This window comes from Neobacillus sp. Fa239 (genome assembly GCF_055395235.1).
Genome location: NZ_AP041611.1, coordinates 2026092 through 2046166, shown reverse-complemented (window position 1 = coordinate 2046166; position 20075 = coordinate 2026092). Strand labels below are relative to the sequence as shown.

General features: G+C 40.1%; 17 protein-coding genes. 6 read left to right on the top strand and 11 right to left on the bottom strand.

The features are described from left to right. Positions 1 to 20: 20 nt before the first annotated feature. The 3 genes from ACZ5XR_RS09725 to ACZ5XR_RS09715 form a co-directional block, all read right to left on the bottom strand. Entirely contained in the window at positions 21 to 716 is a 696-nt protein-coding gene (locus tag ACZ5XR_RS09725; RefSeq protein WP_464501453.1) for a response regulator transcription factor, read from the bottom strand. Beyond that, positions 685 to 2160, bottom strand: a complete 1476-nt coding sequence (locus tag ACZ5XR_RS09720; RefSeq protein ID WP_464501452.1) for a sensor histidine kinase — start codon at positions 2158 to 2160, stop codon at positions 685 to 687. Before ACZ5XR_RS09720 ends, ACZ5XR_RS09725 begins: the two co-directional genes overlap by 32 nt. Positions 2161 to 2441: 281 nt before the next feature. Beyond that, on the bottom strand, positions 2442 to 3974 hold the full coding sequence (locus ACZ5XR_RS09715; RefSeq protein WP_464501451.1) for a carboxypeptidase M32: 1533 nt from the start codon (positions 3972 to 3974) through the stop codon (positions 2442 to 2444). A 208-nt stretch (positions 3975 to 4182) separates the two neighbouring features. Between ACZ5XR_RS09715 and ACZ5XR_RS09710 the strand changes: the two genes are divergently transcribed. After that, on the top strand, positions 4183 to 6258 hold the full coding sequence (locus ACZ5XR_RS09710) for a peptidoglycan D,D-transpeptidase FtsI family protein (RefSeq protein ID WP_464501450.1): 2076 nt from the start codon (positions 4183 to 4185) through the stop codon (positions 6256 to 6258). A gap of 47 nt (positions 6259 to 6305) precedes the next feature. On the opposite strand, the gene ACZ5XR_RS09705 is transcribed toward ACZ5XR_RS09710, so the two are convergent. The 3 genes from ACZ5XR_RS09705 to ACZ5XR_RS09695 are packed head-to-tail and all read right to left on the bottom strand — an operon-like array spanning position 6306 to position 9946. Beyond that, the gene (locus tag ACZ5XR_RS09705) at positions 6306 to 6758 is read right to left on the bottom strand and encodes a (2Fe-2S)-binding protein (RefSeq protein ID WP_464501449.1); all 453 of its coding nucleotides are present in this window, start codon (positions 6756 to 6758) and stop codon (positions 6306 to 6308) included. A gap of 35 nt (positions 6759 to 6793) precedes the next feature. Further along, positions 6794 to 7624, bottom strand: coding sequence for an FAD binding domain-containing protein (locus ACZ5XR_RS09700; RefSeq protein ID WP_464501448.1), 831 nt, complete (start codon positions 7622 to 7624; stop codon positions 6794 to 6796). Beyond that, on the bottom strand, positions 7625 to 9946 hold the full coding sequence (locus ACZ5XR_RS09695; protein WP_464501447.1) for a xanthine dehydrogenase family protein molybdopterin-binding subunit: 2322 nt from the start codon (positions 9944 to 9946) through the stop codon (positions 7625 to 7627). A 231-nt stretch (positions 9947 to 10177) separates the two neighbouring features. Between ACZ5XR_RS09695 and ACZ5XR_RS09690 the strand changes: the two genes are divergently transcribed. Then, positions 10178 to 11710, top strand: coding sequence for a multicopper oxidase family protein (locus tag ACZ5XR_RS09690; protein WP_464501446.1), 1533 nt, complete (start codon positions 10178 to 10180; stop codon positions 11708 to 11710). Here the strand turns inward: ACZ5XR_RS09690 and ACZ5XR_RS09685 are convergent. Beyond that, positions 11707 to 12699 carry an FUSC family protein gene (locus ACZ5XR_RS09685; protein ID WP_464501445.1) on the bottom strand — a complete coding sequence of 331 codons (993 nt, stop codon included), beginning with the start codon at positions 12697 to 12699 and terminating at the stop codon, positions 11707 to 11709. The two genes, ACZ5XR_RS09690 and ACZ5XR_RS09685, sit on opposite strands and share 4 nt — an antisense overlap. 328 nt (positions 12700 to 13027) lie before the next feature. Here ACZ5XR_RS09685 and ACZ5XR_RS09680 point away from each other — a divergent pair, with 328 nt between their 5' ends. Beyond that, positions 13028 to 13378 carry a hypothetical protein gene (locus ACZ5XR_RS09680; RefSeq protein WP_464501444.1) on the top strand — a complete coding sequence of 117 codons (351 nt, stop codon included), beginning with the start codon at positions 13028 to 13030 and terminating at the stop codon, positions 13376 to 13378. Here the strand turns inward: ACZ5XR_RS09680 and ACZ5XR_RS09675 are convergent. Together ACZ5XR_RS09675 and ACZ5XR_RS09670 are read right to left on the bottom strand one after the other, a co-directional pair. Further along, positions 13371 to 13997: a TVP38/TMEM64 family protein gene (locus tag ACZ5XR_RS09675; protein ID WP_464501443.1), complete on the bottom strand. Its 627-nt coding sequence runs from the start codon at positions 13995 to 13997 to the stop codon at positions 13371 to 13373. The two genes, ACZ5XR_RS09680 and ACZ5XR_RS09675, sit on opposite strands and share 8 nt — an antisense overlap. 106 nt (positions 13998 to 14103) lie before the next feature. After that, entirely contained in the window at positions 14104 to 14862 is a 759-nt protein-coding gene (locus ACZ5XR_RS09670; protein ID WP_464501442.1) for a C40 family peptidase, read from the bottom strand. Positions 14863 to 15226: 364 nt separating this feature from the next. On the opposite strand from ACZ5XR_RS09670, the gene ACZ5XR_RS09665 reads away from it, so the two are divergent. Beyond that, positions 15227 to 16402 carry a TIGR04053 family radical SAM/SPASM domain-containing protein gene (locus tag ACZ5XR_RS09665; protein ID WP_464501441.1) on the top strand — a complete coding sequence of 392 codons (1176 nt, stop codon included), beginning with the start codon at positions 15227 to 15229 and terminating at the stop codon, positions 16400 to 16402. 34 nt (positions 16403 to 16436) lie between these two features. Here ACZ5XR_RS09665 and ACZ5XR_RS09660 read toward each other — a convergent pair whose 3' ends face one another. Further along, positions 16437 to 17135 (bottom strand): DUF421 domain-containing protein, encoded by a 699-nt coding sequence (locus tag ACZ5XR_RS09660; RefSeq protein ID WP_464501440.1) that lies wholly within the window; start codon positions 17133 to 17135, stop codon positions 16437 to 16439. Positions 17136 to 17321: 186 nt separating this feature from the next. Here ACZ5XR_RS09660 and corA point away from each other — a divergent pair, with 186 nt between their 5' ends. Next, a complete protein-coding gene (gene corA / locus ACZ5XR_RS09655) occupies positions 17322 to 18272 on the top strand; it encodes a magnesium/cobalt transporter CorA (RefSeq protein WP_464501439.1) in 951 nt (316 codons plus the stop codon). 33 nt (positions 18273 to 18305) lie between these two features. On the opposite strand, the gene ACZ5XR_RS09650 is transcribed toward corA, so the two are convergent. Beyond that, positions 18306 to 18617, bottom strand: a complete 312-nt coding sequence (locus ACZ5XR_RS09650) for a hypothetical protein (protein WP_464501438.1) — start codon at positions 18615 to 18617, stop codon at positions 18306 to 18308. Between the two features lie 228 nt (positions 18618 to 18845). Here ACZ5XR_RS09650 and ACZ5XR_RS09645 point away from each other — a divergent pair, with 228 nt between their 5' ends. Beyond that, a complete protein-coding gene (locus ACZ5XR_RS09645) occupies positions 18846 to 19895 on the top strand; it encodes a M42 family metallopeptidase (RefSeq protein ID WP_464501437.1) in 1050 nt (349 codons plus the stop codon). The last annotated feature ends 180 nt before the right edge of the window (positions 19896 to 20075 follow it).

Here is a 20075-nt window from a genome sequence, read left to right as displayed (position 1 = left end):
TCATTCGTAATTGATAAACTTTACCCTTTAAATCGGTATCCAGCTCCCCATACGGTTTCGATATACTGAGGATTGGAGGGGTCTGTTTCGATCTTTTCGCGAATTTTCCGGATATGGACGGTAACCGTCGATATCTCGCCCAGTGAATCAAAACCCCAAAGCCGCTCAAATAACTGTTCCTTACTGAAAACATGGTTTGGATGCATCGCTAAAAAGGTTAATACATCAAACTCTTTCGCTGTTAAGATCACTTCGTGGTTATTCACGTATACCTGTCTTGATGACTTATCAATCCTCAAGCCCCGAATCATAATTGATTCTGTTTGGGTTTCTTTTGTAATTAATCGTTCATACCGGGCTATATGGGCTTTCACCCGAGCAACCAATTCGCTTGGGCTAAATGGCTTGACAATATAATCATCCGCCCCGATCCCCAGCCCGCGGATTTTGTCTATATCCTCTTTTTTGGCTGAAACCATTAAAATGGGAATATCCTTTTCCACTCTGATTGCTTTGCAAATTTGAAAACCATCAATCCCTGGAAGCATTAAATCAAGTAAAACTAAATCTGTTTCTTCCTTTAATGCTTTATTTAAGCCGTCATTTCCATTAAGGGCGATATCGACACGATATCCTTCTATTTCTAAATAATCGCGCTCTAATTCAGCAATACTTTTATCATCTTCAATGATTAGAATGTGTTTCAACTTGTCCACCCGCCTTATTCAGCCTTATAAAGATCGATGTACCTTGACCTTTTATACTTTCTGCCCAAATAGACCCATGGTGTTCTTCGATAATTCTTCTGGCTATGGAAAGACCCAGTCCGCTGCCGCCTTTTTCGGTTCCTCTGGCTAAATCGGCCCGATAAAACCTTTCAAAGATGTTAGGCAGATTTGCTTCATCAATTCCGGGTCCATTATCTTCTATTTTTAATATTATATCAGAAATTTCGGATGATAGATGAAAGTCAAGTATTTTATGGTCAGTTTCGATATATTTCATGGAATTTTCAACGATATTGGTGATCACTCGTTTCAGATGTTCACGGTCAACCATTATATAATAATCACTATTTTTTTCAATATTTAAGTGTATTTCAACATTCATTTCTTCTACATCAAAACGAAGCTCTTCGACATAATCACGCAAATAATCATCGAAGGGAATTTTTTCAAAATGAAAAGGAAGCCGTTGCAAGTCTAATTTGGAATAAAGAAATAGCTCATCAATCATATGGTCCAAATCATTTGATTTAGAATAAATAGTCTGAATATACCGGTCGATTTTTTCCTGACTATTTGCCACGCCATCGCGGATTCCTTCAACATATCCTTTTATAGTGGTGATGGGTGTTTTTAAATCATGTGAAATATTGGCAATGAGCTCTTTTCGATTAGCTTCCATGGCCAGCTGCTGTTCAATCGATTCTTTTAATTTTTCCCTCATCTCATCGAAGCTTTGTGCCAATTGCCCGAGCTCATCTTTTGATGTAGCTTTTATCGGGACATTCAAATTTCCCTCTTTCATCAGCCGGGCTGATCTTTGCAGGTTTCGAATAGGCCGAATGATACTTCTTGAAACAAAATATGTCAATAATCCGTTTGTCACAATTAGGATAACAATTAAACCAATAAATAACAGCGGATAGGAGGCACGGACAAATTTAGCTAAGCCGCTGGCATCCGTGACAAAATATAACGAACCTTCTGTCTGATCCGGAAAAAAGAAATCAATTTTTTGGATCGAAACAAAACGGTGATCAACTCTCTCGAATGGGTCAACCTCTGCAATTTCACCAAATAATGGAAGGTCCTCTATATCGAGCCTGCTAAGTTGATGTGATTTGTAAATGACTTTGTTGCTTCTTTTTACCACTAAAGCGGAGCCGGATTTTTCAAGTTGCTTATCAATTTGATTTAGATAGGAGATATTCGTAAATTCCCCTGAATTTTTCAGTGATTGCCGCTGCAGATTAACTAAAAGTTGATCCTTGGCTGAAATCTGATGGTGATGCTCAGGCGGTATATAGATGTTTCGCAGCTCATTAAAATCCCCTCTAAATAATAGCGCGACTAAAAGAGCTGAAATCACAATAAAGAAGATCGGCACTAGTATCATCGCGAGATAGGAGATTAAAAGCCTAAAGCGAATGGACATCAAAACACCACCTTCTCTATTAAAATTCTTTTAACTACAATTATCATAACGTAAAGTATTAAATAATGTGAAATATGAGAACCAATCGTCCTGACTGTTTCTACCCTATTATACTAAAAAAGTCAACAATAATGCGATGGCCATTAATGGAAACCATGACAATAATGATACAGGTTTAGATTAGACAATCCCCATAAACATTGTATTAATGAATGATTAATTATTTATTAAATATTTATTGGAAATGAAAAAAGAGAAGGGCATCGCCCCTCCCTAACAAACTATAGTCCGTAAATCTCTGTATATTTTTTTTCCAAATATTCCACAAGATAATCAGCGTTCAATTCCTCACCAGTTACTTTGACAATCAATTCATTCGGTGTATACAGCTTTCCGTACTGATGAATTTTTTCTTTTAACCATGTTTGAATCTTATCGAATTTTCCATTTTGAATGCTGCTTTCAAAATCCGGCATTTCTTTTTGGATTGTGCGCAGAATTTGTGCTGCATAAAGATTTCCCAATGAATAGGATGGGAAATAGCCAAAGCCTCCAAAGGACCAGTGGACATCCTGAAGGACCCCTTCTGTATCTGTTCCTGGCGTCACTCCCAGGTAGTCCTGCATTTTTTCATTCCAAATGGCAGGAAGATCCTTCGCTTCAATTTCCCCTGCGATTAACGCTTTTTCAATTTCATAACGAATCATAATGTGCAGGTTATAGGTTAATTCATCTGCTTCAACTCGGATAAAGGAAGGCTGGACTGTGTTTACTGCCCGGTGAAACTCCTCTACCGTCACATCCTCTAATTGCGCTGGAAAAGTGCTTTGAAGCACCTGATAAAAATATTCCCAAAATTCCTTGCTGCGGCCAACCATATTTTCTAAAAAGCGTGACTGTGATTCGTGAATGCCAAAGGATGCGCCACTTTGCAAGACAGATTCCTCAAATTCCGGATTGACCTGCTGCTCATAGATCCCATGGCCTGCTTCATGTATGGTACCGAATATGGCTGAGCGAACATTGTCTTCCAAATAGCGTGTAGTTAACCGGACATCACCCGTATTAACGGTCTGTGCGAATGGATGGACGGTTTCATCCAACCGGCCAGCTTCAAGGTCAAAACCGATGACAGGTAAAATATAGCGATTGAATTCCTTTTGTTTGTTAACTTCATAGGATTGATCAAAAATTTCGACAGGGGTCGGCCTTCCATTCGCCTGGATTCGAACCAATAGGTTCACACTGGCTTCTCTTAATTTTGCAAACAAGGGATCTAATGTTTTAACCGTTAAACCTGGTTCGAATTCGTCTAATAACGCATCATATGGGTGGTCTTCATAGCCAAAAATTTCAGCAAATTTGCGTTTAAAGTCGATGATTTTTTCTAAGTATGGGAGGAAGTGTTCAAAATTATCTGTCTCTCTGGCCTCTTCCCACGCATCGTTGGCTTGGCCGGTTAAAACGGCATACTCCTGAAACATGTCAGCCGGGATGCTTTTTGATTTTTGATAATAGGCCTTGTATTCTCTAAGCTTCGCTTGTGTTCGATCATCAAGTTGCGAATGGTTTTCTGGAGAGGTTAATACCGCTAACAGGTCCCCCATCTCTTTAGAAACGGAGAGTTTAAAAACCTCTGTGCGAATGGTACCGGCTGCTTTAGCAAAAGTTCTTCTCCCTTTTTTTGGTGCCATTACTTTTTGATCCCAGTCAATTAAACCGCTGACACTTGAAAAATGTGAAATTTTCTCGTCTAATGCTTTAAATTGAGCCAATGTTTTTTGCAAGGTCTGATCTACGACCTTTTGCTCCATATGTATATCCCTCCAAATAATTTCTCCTCTACAAAATGTATCAATTTTGAAAACGGATACATTTCATTTTTATTATAAAGGAAATATTTATAATTTGGAAAAAATTCAGTCATTCATAAATTGACAATATTTTTAACCGCTTGATTAATACCATTTTTTTCATGTGGGCATAATAACCGCAGATTGATGGATGAAGGATGTGTAACGATTGGAAAATAAAAAAAAATCGCATTTCCCCTTTCGCCTTAATATCATTTTTTTCAGTATCTTTATATTGTTTTCCGCACTAATATTACGTTTAGGTTTTGTGCAAATTGTCTATGGCGAAAATTTTAAAAGAGATTTAGCGAGAAATGGGGATATTACCATCCAAAACCCTGTGCCAAGGGGGAAAATGCTTGACCGAAATAAAAAAATTATTGTTGATAACGTTCCGAAAAAAGCGATTACTTATACAAATTTAGGTGCGAATCAGCAGGAGATGCTGAATACGTCGGAAAAACTGGCTCAATTAATTGTAAAAAAAACGGATAAAGTGACAGAAAAAGATAAGAAGGACTATTGGATTTTAAAGCATCCACAGGAGGCTGATGCAAAAATTACCAGGAAAGAAAAAGCGCTCTATGCTTCAAATAAACTATTGGATAAGGATATATATCAAATAAAATTAGAGCGTGTTACGGAAAGAGATTTAAAAAAATTGACCGCTGATGACCTTAATGTCATTGCGATCTACCGTGAAATTAGCAATTCCTACAAATTCACCCCACAAATCGTGAAAAATGAGGATGTAACCGACAAGGAATTTGCTGTTGTCAGTGAAAATCTTCAATCCCTTCCTGGTATTGATACCACGACCGATTGGGAGAGATCTTATAACTTTCATAACACTTTAAGATCCGTATTAGGAAAGGTAACCACCTCGGATGAGGGATTACCGGCCGATCAGCTTTACTATTTTTTATCAAGGGGTTATAACCGAAATGACCGAGTCGGAAAAAGTTACTTAGAATATCAATATGAAGATATTCTCCATGGGTATAAATCAAAAATTAAAAATGTGACTGATAGCTCAGGTAATGTCTTGAATACCGAGGTTTTATCTGACGGAAAAAGAGGAAAGGATCTTGTTTTAAGCATTGATATGGGTTTACAAATGAAGGTAGAAAAAATTATCGAACAAGAGCTTTGGTCATTAAAAAGACTGCCCGGTACTCATTTCCTGGATAGAGCCTATGTCGTCCTAATGGACCCGAAAACCGGAGAAGTATTGACAATGGCTGGGAAACGAATCGTCAAAAATGAGAAAACCGGCAGAGCGGAAATGATGGATGATGCTTTAGGGACATTTACAACAACCTATAATGTGGGTTCTGCTGTTAAAGGGGCAACCGTCTTAACTGGCTATAAAACAGGGGCGATCACGCCGAATACGTATTTAAATGACGAGGGCATCAAGATTAAAAGCACCCCGCTTAAGAAATCATGGATGTATTTAGGAACATTAAATGAAATTGATGCCCTTAAAAAATCATCAAACGTTTATATGTTCCGCACCGCCATCAGGATTGGCGGTGGTGAATATGTTTATGATCACCCATTGAATTTGAAATCCAAGAGCTTCGATATTATTCGAAATTCTTTTGCAGGCTTCGGACTGGGAGCTCACACCGGCATAGACCTTCCAAATGAACAGGTTGGATTAAAAGGAACCAGTAAATTGCCCGGATTTTTACTTGACCTTGTCATCGGTCAATATGACACCTATTCCCCGATGCAAATGGCCCAATATGTTTCGACGATTGCAAACGGCGGGTTTCGCATGCAGCCCCATCTGGTTAAGGAAATTCGTGAGCCGGTGGATGGAATAAAAGGAATTGGATCCGTATATCAAGAAATCCATCCAAAAGTGCTTAACACGATTGACGTAAAACCGGACTGGCTAAGACGGGTGAAAATTGGGTTTAGAAAGGTTTTCCAGGAGCCTGGTGGTACAGCTTATAAATATTATCACGATGTTCCTTATTCACCCGCTGGAAAGACCGGTACAGCTGAAGCTTTTTATGATGGACCAAACCGCAATTTGTATGGAAAAGAACCGCCTCCAGTCATCAACCTAAGCTTAGTCAGCTATGCACCAAGCTCAAATCCTAAAATCGCCATGGCCGTACTAGTCCCTTGGGCCTACCAAGGAAAAGCTGAAAATAAAGCCAACTTAACAATCGGCCGAAAAGTCTTGGATACCTATTTCCATTACGAAAAGAAAAAAGAAGATGTTAAATAGGGGTCAGTCCCCCGTCGCTTTAAAGCGACGGGGGACTGACCCCTTCTTTATTTCTTCAAAACCGATTTGATAGCCTTTTCGATTTCTGCGTAGCCGGTGCAGCGGCAAATATTCGATTCTAGCCATTCTTTGATGGTCTTGTCATCTGCGTCTGGATGCTGTTGGATTAACGAATGGCAGTTCATAATGAATCCGGGTGTGCAATAGCCGCATTGAAAGGAAAAGTTTTCTATGAACGCTTTTTGAATCGGGGTGTCCCTTAACCCCTCGATAGTGGTAATTTTTTTCCCGATTCCTTCTACTGCAAGCATTAAACACGATTTCATCGGCCATCCGTCAACATTAATTGTACAGGCACCGCAATCACCGTTTAAACAGCCTGGTTTAGCACCTGTTAATCCAATCTTTAAACGTATTACTTGTAATAAGGTGTCTGCAGATCTTACCGTCACCTCATGAATCTCGTCATTAATATTTAATTGAATCGTATGGGTTTTCAAAATTGCCGCTCCCCCTTTCCTGTTAATCTATTGCTTCATCCCCTCACTCCATCCAATTCTATCAAAATCTCAGTCAATAAATTTTTTAAAACAAATAGCCGGTATTCGGAAGATCCCTCTACATCATTGAGGATGGGTTCAGGTAAATCTGACATAGCACCGGTTACCCTTTCAGATATAGAAATCCCTTGTCTATTCAACCCGGTCTCCATTTTTTTTGACCGAAACGGAAACGGACACAGTCCGCTTATTGCAACCCTGACAACATTATTGATTTTCAAGGCGGCGACGGTAATTAAAGGATAGCCGGTATCCCATTGCTGGCGTCGTTTTATGCTGACAAATGGAGCCGAAAGGTATCTTTGTTCCGTTGCTACTTGAACGAGAAACTCTCCTTGTTTCAACTGAAGCTGCTCATTGAAAATATCTTGAATAGCCGATACTTTTACGCCTTCCGGACCCACTGTGACCACCTGGCTGTCAGCCAGTAAAAAAGGAAGTACCGCTTCACGGTAAAAAATTTGCGCACAAATATTTCCGCCCAATGTGATTTTTACCCGTGCCGTATGATCCGCTATTTCACTTGCTGTTTTACTTAACAACGGAAAAGGGTTAGCCTCCTCAATTTGCGTCAGCGTCAGCGTGCTGCCCAACACCAAATAGTCCCCGTCAAACTCCATCACCTGACATTCAGCAATCCCCTTCAAATCAATCACTGCCTCTGTATAGACAAGATCAATTCTCCCGAGGGTTATTAATTCCGTTCCCCCAGATATAAACATCGGCTGAGTGCCTTGCTGATCCAAATACTGATATAAATCAAGGGCTTCTTTTAAGGTTTTAGGTTTAAAATAATCAAATTCCATTTATCTGCTTCCCTCCTTTGTCTTCCAGATTAGCTCTGGAATAAGAGGTAAATGATTTAATGAAATTCCTGCCGCCATTGACAGGGCATTTCCCAGTACCCCTGGCATGCCCATCAATCCAAACTCACCTATTCCGCGAGCTCCATAGGGTGAGTCCATCTGTGGCGTTTCCACAAACCCTACTAAGTACTCAGGGTTTTCTCCATAACGCAGCGGCCGGTATGTCCGAAGCTGTGGATTCAGCACCCTGCCGAGCTCATCAAAATAAAAGGTTTCTCTTCCGGCGAAGGCAATCCCCATACTCATGGCACCCATAATCTGGCCCAGTGCCATTTTTTCGTTCATTACTTTTCCGGCATCCACTACAGTCGCTGCCTTGACGACACGATACGTGTAATTGCGCCGGTCAAATTCGACTTCTATTCCGTAGGCTGCAGTCGTCCATTCCGGACCCGGTTTCCCTTCGCCTGTTTCGGGATCGATGCGGGTCAGGTGTCGCATGATATATTTCCCTACGCCAATTATTTGGCCGCCAATCGCATTCCCATTGGGATATTGATAGCCGTAGCCGATATCTTTATAATCAACGCCTATGGAGGGGTTATCCCCTATAAACACGCGGCTATTTCCAATTTCGAGGTCTTCCGTTGGAGCCCGTAAAACCGTTGAAGCAATTTCTTTCAATTGGCGGATTACATCCTCTGCTGCCAGCAAAACAGCTTTTCCCGCCATGAACGTTCCACGGCTTGCGACTGTTTTCCAATGCTCCGGCATCGTTTGCGTATCCACATCTAATCGTACATGGACTTTATTCACATCCATCTTCAATCTTTCAGCCGCAATTTGGGCAAGAATCGTTTTTGTTCCCTGTCCAATTTCGACTACACCTGACATGACATTAATACTGCCATCTGGATTAAACGAGATAATCGCCCCTGATGGAGCATTCGGATCAATCGTTGATGTTTTCCAGCTGCAGGCAACCGCCTTTACACGGACGAACTGCTCATTGATTTCCTGAACCTGCCTTCCATCCCATTTAAAAATTTCTCGTAATTTCTCGATACATTGCGGTAAATCGCCGAGATTACTTTTATTTAACAGCACTCTTGTGGGTGTCGTGTTTCCTGGTCTAATAGCGTTGATATATCTTAATTGGAGCGGGTCCATGGCTAATTTTTGCGCCAGAAGGTCCATCGTTCTTTCGATTGCAAAGGAAAGTTCAGAATGGCTGAAGCCTCTAAACGGTGAGGCATAGGGATGATTGGTATACATACAATAGGAGTCACACCAAACATTTTCAACATTGTACGGGCCTGTGCAGTCGACAGCACCCGATCTTGACACATCCACAGCTTTATCCGAATAAGCTCCCCCATCCCATAAATAGCGGATTTCCATCGCTTTAATCATTCCTTTTCGATCCGCGCCAATTTTAACATTAGCATCTAAACCGATATGACAGGGGGAGGTGATAAGATCCTCTTCCCGAGTATTAAAGACTTTAACCGCCCTTCCGCCAACTGCCTTTGAAGCAAGGTATGCGAACACTTCTAGCTGGACTGGAGCTTTTCCTCCGTAACCGCCTCCTACGAACGGGGTTTGAACAACAATTTTCCCGATATCTTCATCAAAGTAATCTGCAATGAGCCTTTTTGCCATATACGGAGCTTGAGAAGAGGTTGTAATATTTATAATTCCATCTGGTAAAATCTCGGCAATGGCACATCTTGTTTCCATTGCCGCATGGTCCGAAGGAGAGAAGCTGTAGCTTGCTTCTACGGTGATTTCCCCCTCGGACCAGCCTTTATCCATATTTCCTTTGCGGATTTTATAGTGTGTCGCAATATTGGTTCCTGGCACAGGGAAAGAAACTTCGTCCTTTTTGTATTCACCCAAACGTTCATGAATCAGCGGTGCATTTTTTTGAAACGCCTGCGTGGGCGAATTCACCACAGACAGCAATTCATATTGGACCTTCACTAAATCTGCCGCTTCTTTGGCCTGTGCCGGTGTATCCGCAACAACCAGTGCCACCGGTTCTCCGTGATAACGAACCCGATCATAGGCAATTGGCGGGCGGTCGCGAACTGCTTCCCCGATTAAAGGGAGATGACTCCCCCCTAATACAATCGCTCTAACCCCTAGCACTGCTGAAGCTTCAGACGTATCAATCGAGACAATTCGCGCATGGCCATAGGGGCTGATCACCTTATGACAGGAAAGGATTTTGGATGATTGGATATCATTGGTGTATAACGCCCTGCCAGTCACTTTTTCCTGTGCATCCTTTCGGATAATGCCTTTGCCAATTACCTCCATAGTCTTCCCCCCTTTAATGCGAAATGAAAGATTAGTAGCATCATCGAGCCATGTTTATACAAGCAGAGCTGGATTCAAAAAATCGGAAAAAGATCCATCATGCTACTCCTCTTTCCGCACAAAAAATTCCTACCCTATTTATATTCACCGCTAAACCATTCCTAGAATGGTTAATTTTTTTCATAGAAGAAACATACGCTATTTAAAAGATGTCTGTTAGGAGCGGTAGGTATGAAACTTTCAAAATTTATTGACCTTCTCCCAATTCCACCACGATTAAAACCAAAGTGGCAGTCAGGAGAATACACCTATTATGAAGTAAAAATGAGGCAGGTAAAGCAATCCTTGCATAGCGAATTGCCTGAAACGACTGTATGGGGATATGAAGGCAGCTATCCTGGACCAACAATTGAAGCTGAGATGGGGGAACGAGTTTTTGTTCAGTGGAAAAATGATCTTCCGGAAAAACATCTATTTTCGATTGATCATTCGGTACATGGCGCGGATATAAATAAGCCTGATGTGAGAACGGTTGTCCATCTTCACGGCGGGAGGACAGAGCCATCGAGTGACGGATATCCGGATGCCTGGTTTACGAAGCGGTTTAAGAAAACGGGCCCATTTTTTCAAAAAAAAATAGTTGAATATGGGAACCAGCAAAGCTCGCGGACACTTTGGTATCATGACCATGCAATCGGGCTGACGAGATTGAATATTTATGCCGGATTGGCTGGATTTTATTTGATTCGCGATCATCATGAACGTTCTTTAAATCTTCCAGCCGGCCCCTTCGAAATTCCTTTACTCATTCAGGACCGCTCTTTTCAATTGGATGGTTCTCTTTCCTACCCTGTAGGTCATGAAGCTGGCATTACCCCTTCCATTATCACTTCCTTCTTCGGGGATACGATTGTCGTCAATGGGAAGATATGGCCGCATTTGTTGGTCGAACCAAGAAAATACCGCTTCAGAATATTAAATGGAAGCAATGCCCGTTTTTTTCGATTGACATTGGATTCCGGACAAGTGATGTATCAAATTGGAACGGACAGCGGTTTACTGGAGAAACCTGTGGAAGCAGCATCCATCCTGTTAGCACCGGCAGAACGCGCAGATCTCATCGTTGATTTTTCAAAACATGCCGGCAAAACGATTCTTTTGAAAAATGATGCACCAACACATTTTCCGATTGGTGATCCTGTCGATCCTGAAACAACTGGAATGGTTATGCAATTTCGCGTAACCAAACCTCTTTCCAGCATGGATACGAGTGTGATTCCAAATTTTTTGGGGACCATTCTTCGCCTGCCGGAACATACAGCAAGTAAGCAAAGGTTTTTAGAATTAAGTGAAGAAAAAGATCGTTTTGGGCGCTCCCTGTTTCTCCTCGATAAGAAAAAATGGGATGATCCAATTACGGAAAATCCCTTTGCAGGTTCACGTGAAATCTGGAATTTCGTTAATACAAACGGCGATGACCATCCGATCCATGTTCACCTTGTCCAGTTTCAAATTCTTGAACGCCGACCATATGATGTGGAACACTTTAAAAAATCGAAAATAATACGATATACGGGATATCCAATACATCCGGAACCTGGGGAACGCGGTTGGAAGGATACAGTGAGGTGTCCTCCGGGGCAAATTACCAGAATTATCATACCGTTCTTCCCCTACACGGGCCGATATGTCTGGCATTGTCACATGCTTGAGCACGAGGATTATGAAATGATGCGCCCCTATCAAATACTTCCGCCTCACTAGCTTTTTGATAATTTTTTAATTAATGCGTTTGTTTCATGATATAAAGTAACTTGATATTGCATTTGTTGGATTTCTTTAGGAAGTTGAACCATCATCACCTCACTCTGGACTGCCGGGATTTCTTTTGCCTGAAAGAATGGGGCCAGTTTTAAGAATTGGTCGGCCCAGAGAGATTGCAAATCCGAGGTAATAGTCCCTGCAGCCACCCATGCTTGTAATGTCCCAACAATATTAGCAAGATAGGAATATCCTTCGGTTAAGTCATAAATTCTTTGTTGATGAAACTGCAGCACTTTTTCACTTTTTTTCGCAAAGGGGTTGTATCTTAGGCTGCTTTTCGCGTCTTGGATGATATTTTTTGTTCGATGAAGCTCTTGTAACAATTCTTTTGTTTCGATATGCAAATCATGGCCTTCCGCTTTTTCGAGGCCTGTTCGCACCCAATCAGATATTTTTTTAAGAGTTGTTGTTAGATTCTCAGATAAATCCGTAATGCTTTTTGTTGCCTCTTGGGTGAAATTTGGCGGGTAGACGATCATATGGATGACAACCGCAACTATAGCCCCGATTAATGTGTCACGAAAACGATCGATAGGATAATTGCCAGATTTTTGACCTACTGTAAAAACGAGTAACACGGTTAGAGCCACTTGGTGGAGGGCTGTTTCATCATTCTTCAACCATTTTGATAGAAAGGCTGCGACTAAAATAATGAACCCAATTGTCCAGCCATTTACTTGTAAATAGGGCGTTGCTAGAACCGTAACAGAAATCCCAATTACAGTTCCGACCATTCGATGGTAAGAAAACTGTATCGAGCGATTGATGGTCGTTTGTAAGCATAAAATTACGGAAATAGGGGCTAGATAAGGGTGATGCGATCCTGCCAACTTTGCAATCTCCCATGAAATAGCCGATGCAATTGCCATCTTCCAAATCAAAAAAGTTTTATTGATCATTCGCTTTTTAACCTGTTGATTATTTTTCATATTTTTCACCAGTAAATGTGGAATTTAATCCTATTTACTTTTCCCAGGATCATATGAATTTATCCGTTTTGGAAATCATTTAATGGTTAATGTCACCAATTTTACAGACTATTAAAGTTTCATTCATAGTTTGTTCATATTTATTGGCTATGATAGATTTAGGTTCCTAGTTTGAACCTTACACACCCCCCTTTTATATATATTTGTTTTGATATCCAGCCCGGTGCTGGATATTTTTTTTAGGCTCTCCTCCTCACCATGATCCAAGTATACTTTGCTAGATCCCTGTCAATAACAATACCAACGCAGTGAAAAGGGGTGTTATTGGATGAAGGGAATTTATTTTATTAATGAACGTATTTGTATCAATAATCAAACAAAGGAAGAAAGCACTCGAATGCAGGAACAATCCATTATCAACTATATTCAAAAAAATAAGATTGAAATCATAAAACTGAATCCTCTGCAATTACATGATTTTTATACCATTCCTCATGCCCTTTTATATGACTTAAAACAGAAAAAAAGTCAAATTGACTATTTATTGCTCTATTCTTCTCAGGTAATCGAGGATTTTATTTATACGTATCCTGCCAAGTGGCTTATTCTAAAAAGTTTTTTTGCAAATGTTATCATTCTAGAAGAGGAGAACAAACAAAAGATGCAAAATGTCATTTAATTATTTTTGATTTTGAGCGGTTAAAAATCACTAAATTAATGAGGAAAAGCAACAGAATATAGGCACCATAAAGTCCTACGGATAACAGTTTATTCCTGCTGAAGGAAGCTCCGACATAAGATAAAAGAAGGACGTTCGGAATCTTACCGATGGCAGATGCTATAAAAAAAGTCAACCATTTAACCTTGCTTAAGCCACAGACAAGATTGACAACAAAGGCCGGAATGACAGGGATCAGCCTTGATGACAAAATCGCAACAAAGGAATTTCGCTCAAGAAACAGCTCGAATTCCTGCAGCTTTGGGTATTTTACAAGTTTCGCCTGTGCAAAATCCCGGAATCCATACCTGCTCAAGAAAAAGAATAACATGGTTCCAATCATTGCTCCTGTTAAGGATACAAGCATTCCCTGCCTTGTTCCAAAAACCGCTCCTATCACTCCTGCTAAAACAGCAAACGGAACAACCGGAAAAAAAACACAAATAGCAACCATTAGCATGCTAATGAAGACGGATAGAATCCCACCTTCCTTAATAATCTGAATCAGTTCGTCCTTTTGAAGGAAGCCTACGGCAATAATCAATATAATGATCCCTATACTTACAATCCTTTTCATCATCCATTATTACATCCATTTCTGATTAGTAGTGTATTACTATTATACACATAAGGTAAATATAGACAAAGAGGCTGCCCCTAATTTTGAGACAGCCTCTAAATGAATGTTAAAATGCAGTTTTTGCTCCCAAATAGATTGGTTTCCAGTAGGAGGTAGTCATATCACTAATCGTGATTCCTTTCGATCCGGCATGAATAAATTGGTTATTGCCCAAATAAATTCCCACATGTGATGGACTAGAGGAAATTGTAGCAAAAAACACGAGATCCCCTGGATTTGGAGCACTTACACTTTTCAAAGCAGACCATTGAGTCGCCGTTGTTCTTGGAATAGAAATTCCCACCTTATTAAATACATAGCTCGTAAATCCGCTGCAATCAAAGCCCTGAGGGGTGCTTCCCCCCCAAACATACGGTACCCCTATGTATTTTTTCGCCTCTGTTATAACTAGTTGTGACTTCGAAATCGATTGGGGTGAATTATTTGTTGTACCGCTAACGACGAGCTTTTGCCCTACGAAAATCGTATCAGTGGTTAGGCCGTTAAGGATTTTCAGCGCCGTTACAGTAGTCCCATTTGCTTTAGCGATAGCGGATAGCGTATCACCAGATTTTACAATATAGGTGGTAGATGTTTGAGAGGTTGGTGCAACTAATGATAGTTTTTCATTTACATAGATGATATCATTTGTAATATTATTCCAAACTCTTAAATTACTAACGGACACCCCCGTCGTTTGAGAGATTTTCCAAAGAGTATCACCTGTTTGAACCGTATAGCTGGTTCCTGCAGCACTTGCTGAACCTCCAAATCCGGAAAATAAGAACCCTGCTGCGGCAACAGCGGCAAGTATTTGTTTTTTCATTAATTCGAGCTCCTTCATGGTTGTGGTTACTCCCATCATAAAAGAGCGTTTACATAAAAAACATCTGCAAAATGTGGTTGACTAGGAAACAGCTTCCTTACCTGGTAATGAAAGCGCTATATGTTACAAAGAATAGAAAAGTCCCCAGCTCTTGTCTAACATGGCAGCAAGCCTATTTTACTATTATTTTTTTGATAGTTTGTAATATTCCTGTAACAAAATCTTAATATACTTTTATCCACCCGGAAAGGAATGTAGAAATATTGTAACAAACCAGCGGTGTACTCCCAGCTTTCAATTTTATAATGAACCTATAGAAACAATTAATATGGTTTTAAAATAAAAATGAATTTTGGTGATGAAAATGCAAGGAATTGGACATCCACAGAAGATAGGCCATCCACATGGAATGAAAAAGGTAATCGATTATGATAAAAATCCGTTTATTGTCATTTGGGAAGTTACGCGTGCTTGTCAATTAAAATGCGTACACTGCCGGGCAGATGCTCAGCTTACACCAGACCCACGGGAATTATCACATGAAGAAGGCATCAACCTGATCGACCAAATCTATGAAATGGATAATCCGATGCTTGTTTTCACTGGCGGGGATTGCATGATGAGAGAAGATTTATTTGAACTTGCTGATTATGCCGTCAAAAAAGGTATGCGCGTGTCGATGACACCAAGTGCAACAGCTAATGTAACAAAAGAGAAGATGGAGCAGGCAAAAGCGGTTGGACTATCACGCTGGGGCCTCAGCCTAGATGGCCCAACCCCTCTGATCCACGATTATTTTCGCGGAACACCTGGATCATTTGAGCTTACAATTGAAAAAATAAAATATTTAAATGAGCTAAATATGCCGCTTCAAATCAATACAGTTATCTCCAGATACAATTACGATCACCTTGAAGAGATGGCAAAGCTAGTCGGCGAGCTAAAAGCTGTAATGTGGTACATTTTCCTGCTTGTTCCAACAGGAAGAGGACAACTGGATGCCTGTATCAACCCTGCTGAACATGAAAAAGTCTTCCGTTGGTTATATGAGCTAAGCAAAACGGCTCCATATGATATTAAAACAACAGCTGCACAGCATTATCGGCGCGTTGTCTTGCAGCAAAAAGCCCGGGAACAAAAAATTGCCAGCGGTGAAATTCGCTATGAAGATTCGATAACAACGGATTTTGCTTCCATGCATGATGGCTTAAAGCGCGCACCAAAAGGGGTAAACGATGGGAACGGATTTGCCTTTGTTACCCACATTGGGGATGTGGTACCGAGCGGATTGCTGCCAATCGTAGCCGGCAACATTCGTGATACCCCGCTCGCCGAAATCTACCGGGAATCAAAAGTATTTCAAGAACTACGTCAGCCTGACAACTACAAGGGAAAATGCGGGGTATGTGAATACAATAAAGTTTGCGGCGGCTCGCGCTCCAGAACCTATGCCGTAACTGGAGACTACATGGAAAGCGAACCATTCTGCGTCTATATTCCTCAAGCCTTGAGAAATAAAGAATCTGGGGCAACCGTATAAACGTATAAAGAGACCTCCACGTGGGGTCTCTTTATTAATGAAGAAACTGGTCTTTCCGTTTATCAATATATAATGAACCATCCCTCTGTAACTCAGCAAAAAAGACCTCTGATAAATCCGTTCCAGACTGGGTTAATTGTTGATCAACCCATTCTCGCTTTAGATTTAACGCTTGTAAATTTTCCTCTATGACTTTTCCATCGACAATAATTTGAGTAGGGATTTGGATTTTCGGCTGATTTTTTTTCGGCAGAGGAACATTTTCTTGTCTCAACGGTTGCTTTGTTTCTTTTAAAAGGACTGATAATTCACCATTTGTTTCGAAAATCGCATACTCCACATCGGAAATTGTGAAGACATCCTTTTTTCGTAAAAGCAGCTGCAAATGATCCATATCTAATCGCTGTTTTTTTAATGCCTGCTCCATCACCTTCCCTTGTTTGATCACAATAACCGGCTCACCTTCAATCATCATTCGCAATTTCCTTGATTTCAAATCGATTAACCCTACTAACAAGGTTAAGGCGCACCAGGTTAATAAACTAAGAATTCCTGCTGATACCTTTAAGCTTGCGTCGACTGAGATGGCACCCGCAATCGCACCGATAGAAATTCCAGTGACGTAATTAAAAAAAGTCAATTCTCCAATTTGTTTTTTCCCCATTAATTTTGTAAGAAGAAAAAGGACAATAAACGCCCCGACCGTCCTGGCAAAAACAGAAATCAAACTCATAAAATTTCGCCACCACCTTCATTATTCACTGTAACATCTGGACAGGTTAATATTAGTTCCTAATCTTTTTAACGTTCCAATCTAGATGGGATTTTATTCCGAAAGTCAATGAGACCTATTCAAGAAGTGAAAGCCGCTCAAGGGTGTGGTATGATGGTTTCAAATTTACATACATAAGGAGTTTGTATGATCCGAACAATTGCAGTTACTCAAAATAATCAATTGAAAAAAGATTTGGAGGTTTCAGAGCTGATTAACGGAAACTTCCGCTGGTTTTGGATTGATTTAAATCAACCCACCCAAGAGGAAATGGAGCTTCTAAAAGACCCCTTTCAATTTCATCCATTAGCCATTGAAGATTGTATCCATACTTTGCAGCGGCCAAAGCTCGATTATTATGAGGGCTATGCCTTTTTTGTGACCCAGTCCATTAACCCACAAACATTTAAACGGGAGGAAATTGACTTTTTTCTAAGTCGAACTTATTGTGTAACGTTCCACCATCATCCATCAACAGAAATTGAGGAGGTCTGGAAGCGGTTCAGCCTTGAAAAGGATATGAAGAAGTGGGATCCTTCACATGTTCTCTATTATGTACTTGATAAAATGGTGGACAATTATTTCCCGCTTGTCTATCAAATTGAAGATACCTTAAATGAAATTGATGATAATTCAAAGGGCAGATCCATGGAAGCACTGCTAGAGGATTTATTTGAGGCTAGACATAATCTTCTTTCACTGCGCCATACGATTACACCAATGCGGGACCTCTTATACCGAATTATCAATTCGCAGCGTTTAAAAAGTATCGAAGGAAAAATTGCTTATTTCTCTGATATATATGATCATTTATTAAAATTGACTGAAATGGTTGAGGCGAACCGGGAGTTAACAACGGATATACGTGATAGCTATATTTCCATCAACTCGCATGAAGCCAACCATGTGATGAAGGTATTAACCGTGATTACAACCATTTTCATGCCACTTACCTTTATCGTCGGTGTATATGGGATGAATTTTCACAATATGCCCGAGCTCTCATGGAAATACGGTTATTTCGCAACCCTTATTGTCATGCTGATCATTGCTGTATGGATGACCCTTTGGTTTAAGAAAAAAGGATGGTTTAAATAAGAAAAGACAAGCTGCATTTACGCTTGTCTTTTGCTATTTCCAATTTTTATATTCAATTTTACCACCCGTTAAATCAATGGTATTGAAATCTCCCTGATAATAGGTTTTTCCATCCTTTTTAACAATCTTTTTTTCGTACGTAAACATCTTTTGTCCGTTCGGCAATTGAATGACAACCTTTCTCCCTAAATCTTCTTTTGGAGGATCCATCCGAATGGAGCTCATATAATAATATCGAAAAATAAAGAAACCTATCGTAATAAAGATACACAATAGAACGAATAAAAGTAGACTTTTCCATCGTGATTGCTTCGGCTTAGCATGGTATAATTCTAATCTGGTCATCTTTCTCCCCCCATTAGTCTGCAAATTACTAATGAAAACATCCCCCTGTTTATTAAAATATCGTTATTTCATTCATAACCATTTTTATCCAATTTAATCCATTTGCATAATGTTTTTTATCATAGTTAACCTATGCATATAGAAATAAAAAGTTGACCAATCTTTTTTACAAAGACTTTCCAAATAGTTGTATAATAGGTAAGAATATGAATGAAGGGAGAATTTGCCTTGAATTACCCAAGCACGAAAGAAACGATTGAATTAATATCAAACCTTGTATCGATCCCCAGTCCATCAGGCAATACCAATGAAGTAATTTCTTTTGTTGAAAAATTTTTAGCAGAAATAAATGTAGAGACAAAAAGAAATCGAAAAGGCGGAGTCATTGCCACTCTTCCCGGGAAGGATTCCAATCGGCAACGCATTCTAACGGCTCATGTGGATACCCTGGGTGCGATGGTAAAGGAAATTAAAGCAAATGGCAGACTTCGGCTCGATTTAATCGGAGGCTTTAAATATAACTCCATTGAAGGTGAATACTGCCAGATTGAAACAAGCAGCGGAAAGAAATTTACAGGAACCATTCTCATGCATCAAACTTCTGTGCATGTATACAAGGATGCAGGAAAATTAGAGCGTAATCAGGAAAATATGGAAGTCAGAATTGATGAAAAAGTACATAATGCAGAAGACATCCGCACCCTTGGTATCGAGGTAGGCGACTTCGTTTCATTTGATCCGCGTGTGGAAATTACCCCTAGCGGCTTTATTAAATCACGCCATTTAGATGACAAGGCGAGCGTTGGCATTTTACTTCAACTAATTAAGCAAATTAAAACGGAGAATATCGTTTTACCGTATACCACCCACTTCCTGATCTCGAACAATGAAGAAATCGGCTATGGCGGTAATTCCAATATTCCTGTAGAAACGGTTGAATATTTAGCAGTTGATATGGGGGCAATGGGTGACGGCCAGTCGACTGATGAATACACGGTTTCGATTTGTGTAAAAGATGCAAGTGGTCCTTATCATTATGAGCTCCGCAAAAAATTAGTTCGCTTAGCGGAAGAAAATAATATACAATACAAATTGGATATTTACCCGTATTATGGATCTGATGCTTCTGCCGCAATCCGTTCAGGACATGATATTGTTCACGGATTAATTGGTCCGGGCATCGATTCTTCCCATGCATTTGAACGAACACATGAATCGTCCATTGAAAATACGGCCAAGCTGTTATTTCATTATGTTCAATCCGAATTAGTTATGTAACATTATGTATTTGGTCGAATTATTCAAAAAAGCCTGCGGAAATACTGCGTCGGCTTTTTTCCTTTTTGTTGAATTTAAGTTAATAAAAATTAATTTATTACTCATTATTTTTTAATGCAGAAAATTTCTATGGGCATTATGATAATAAAGTCCTATCAAACGAAACAGTTTTTTATGTTG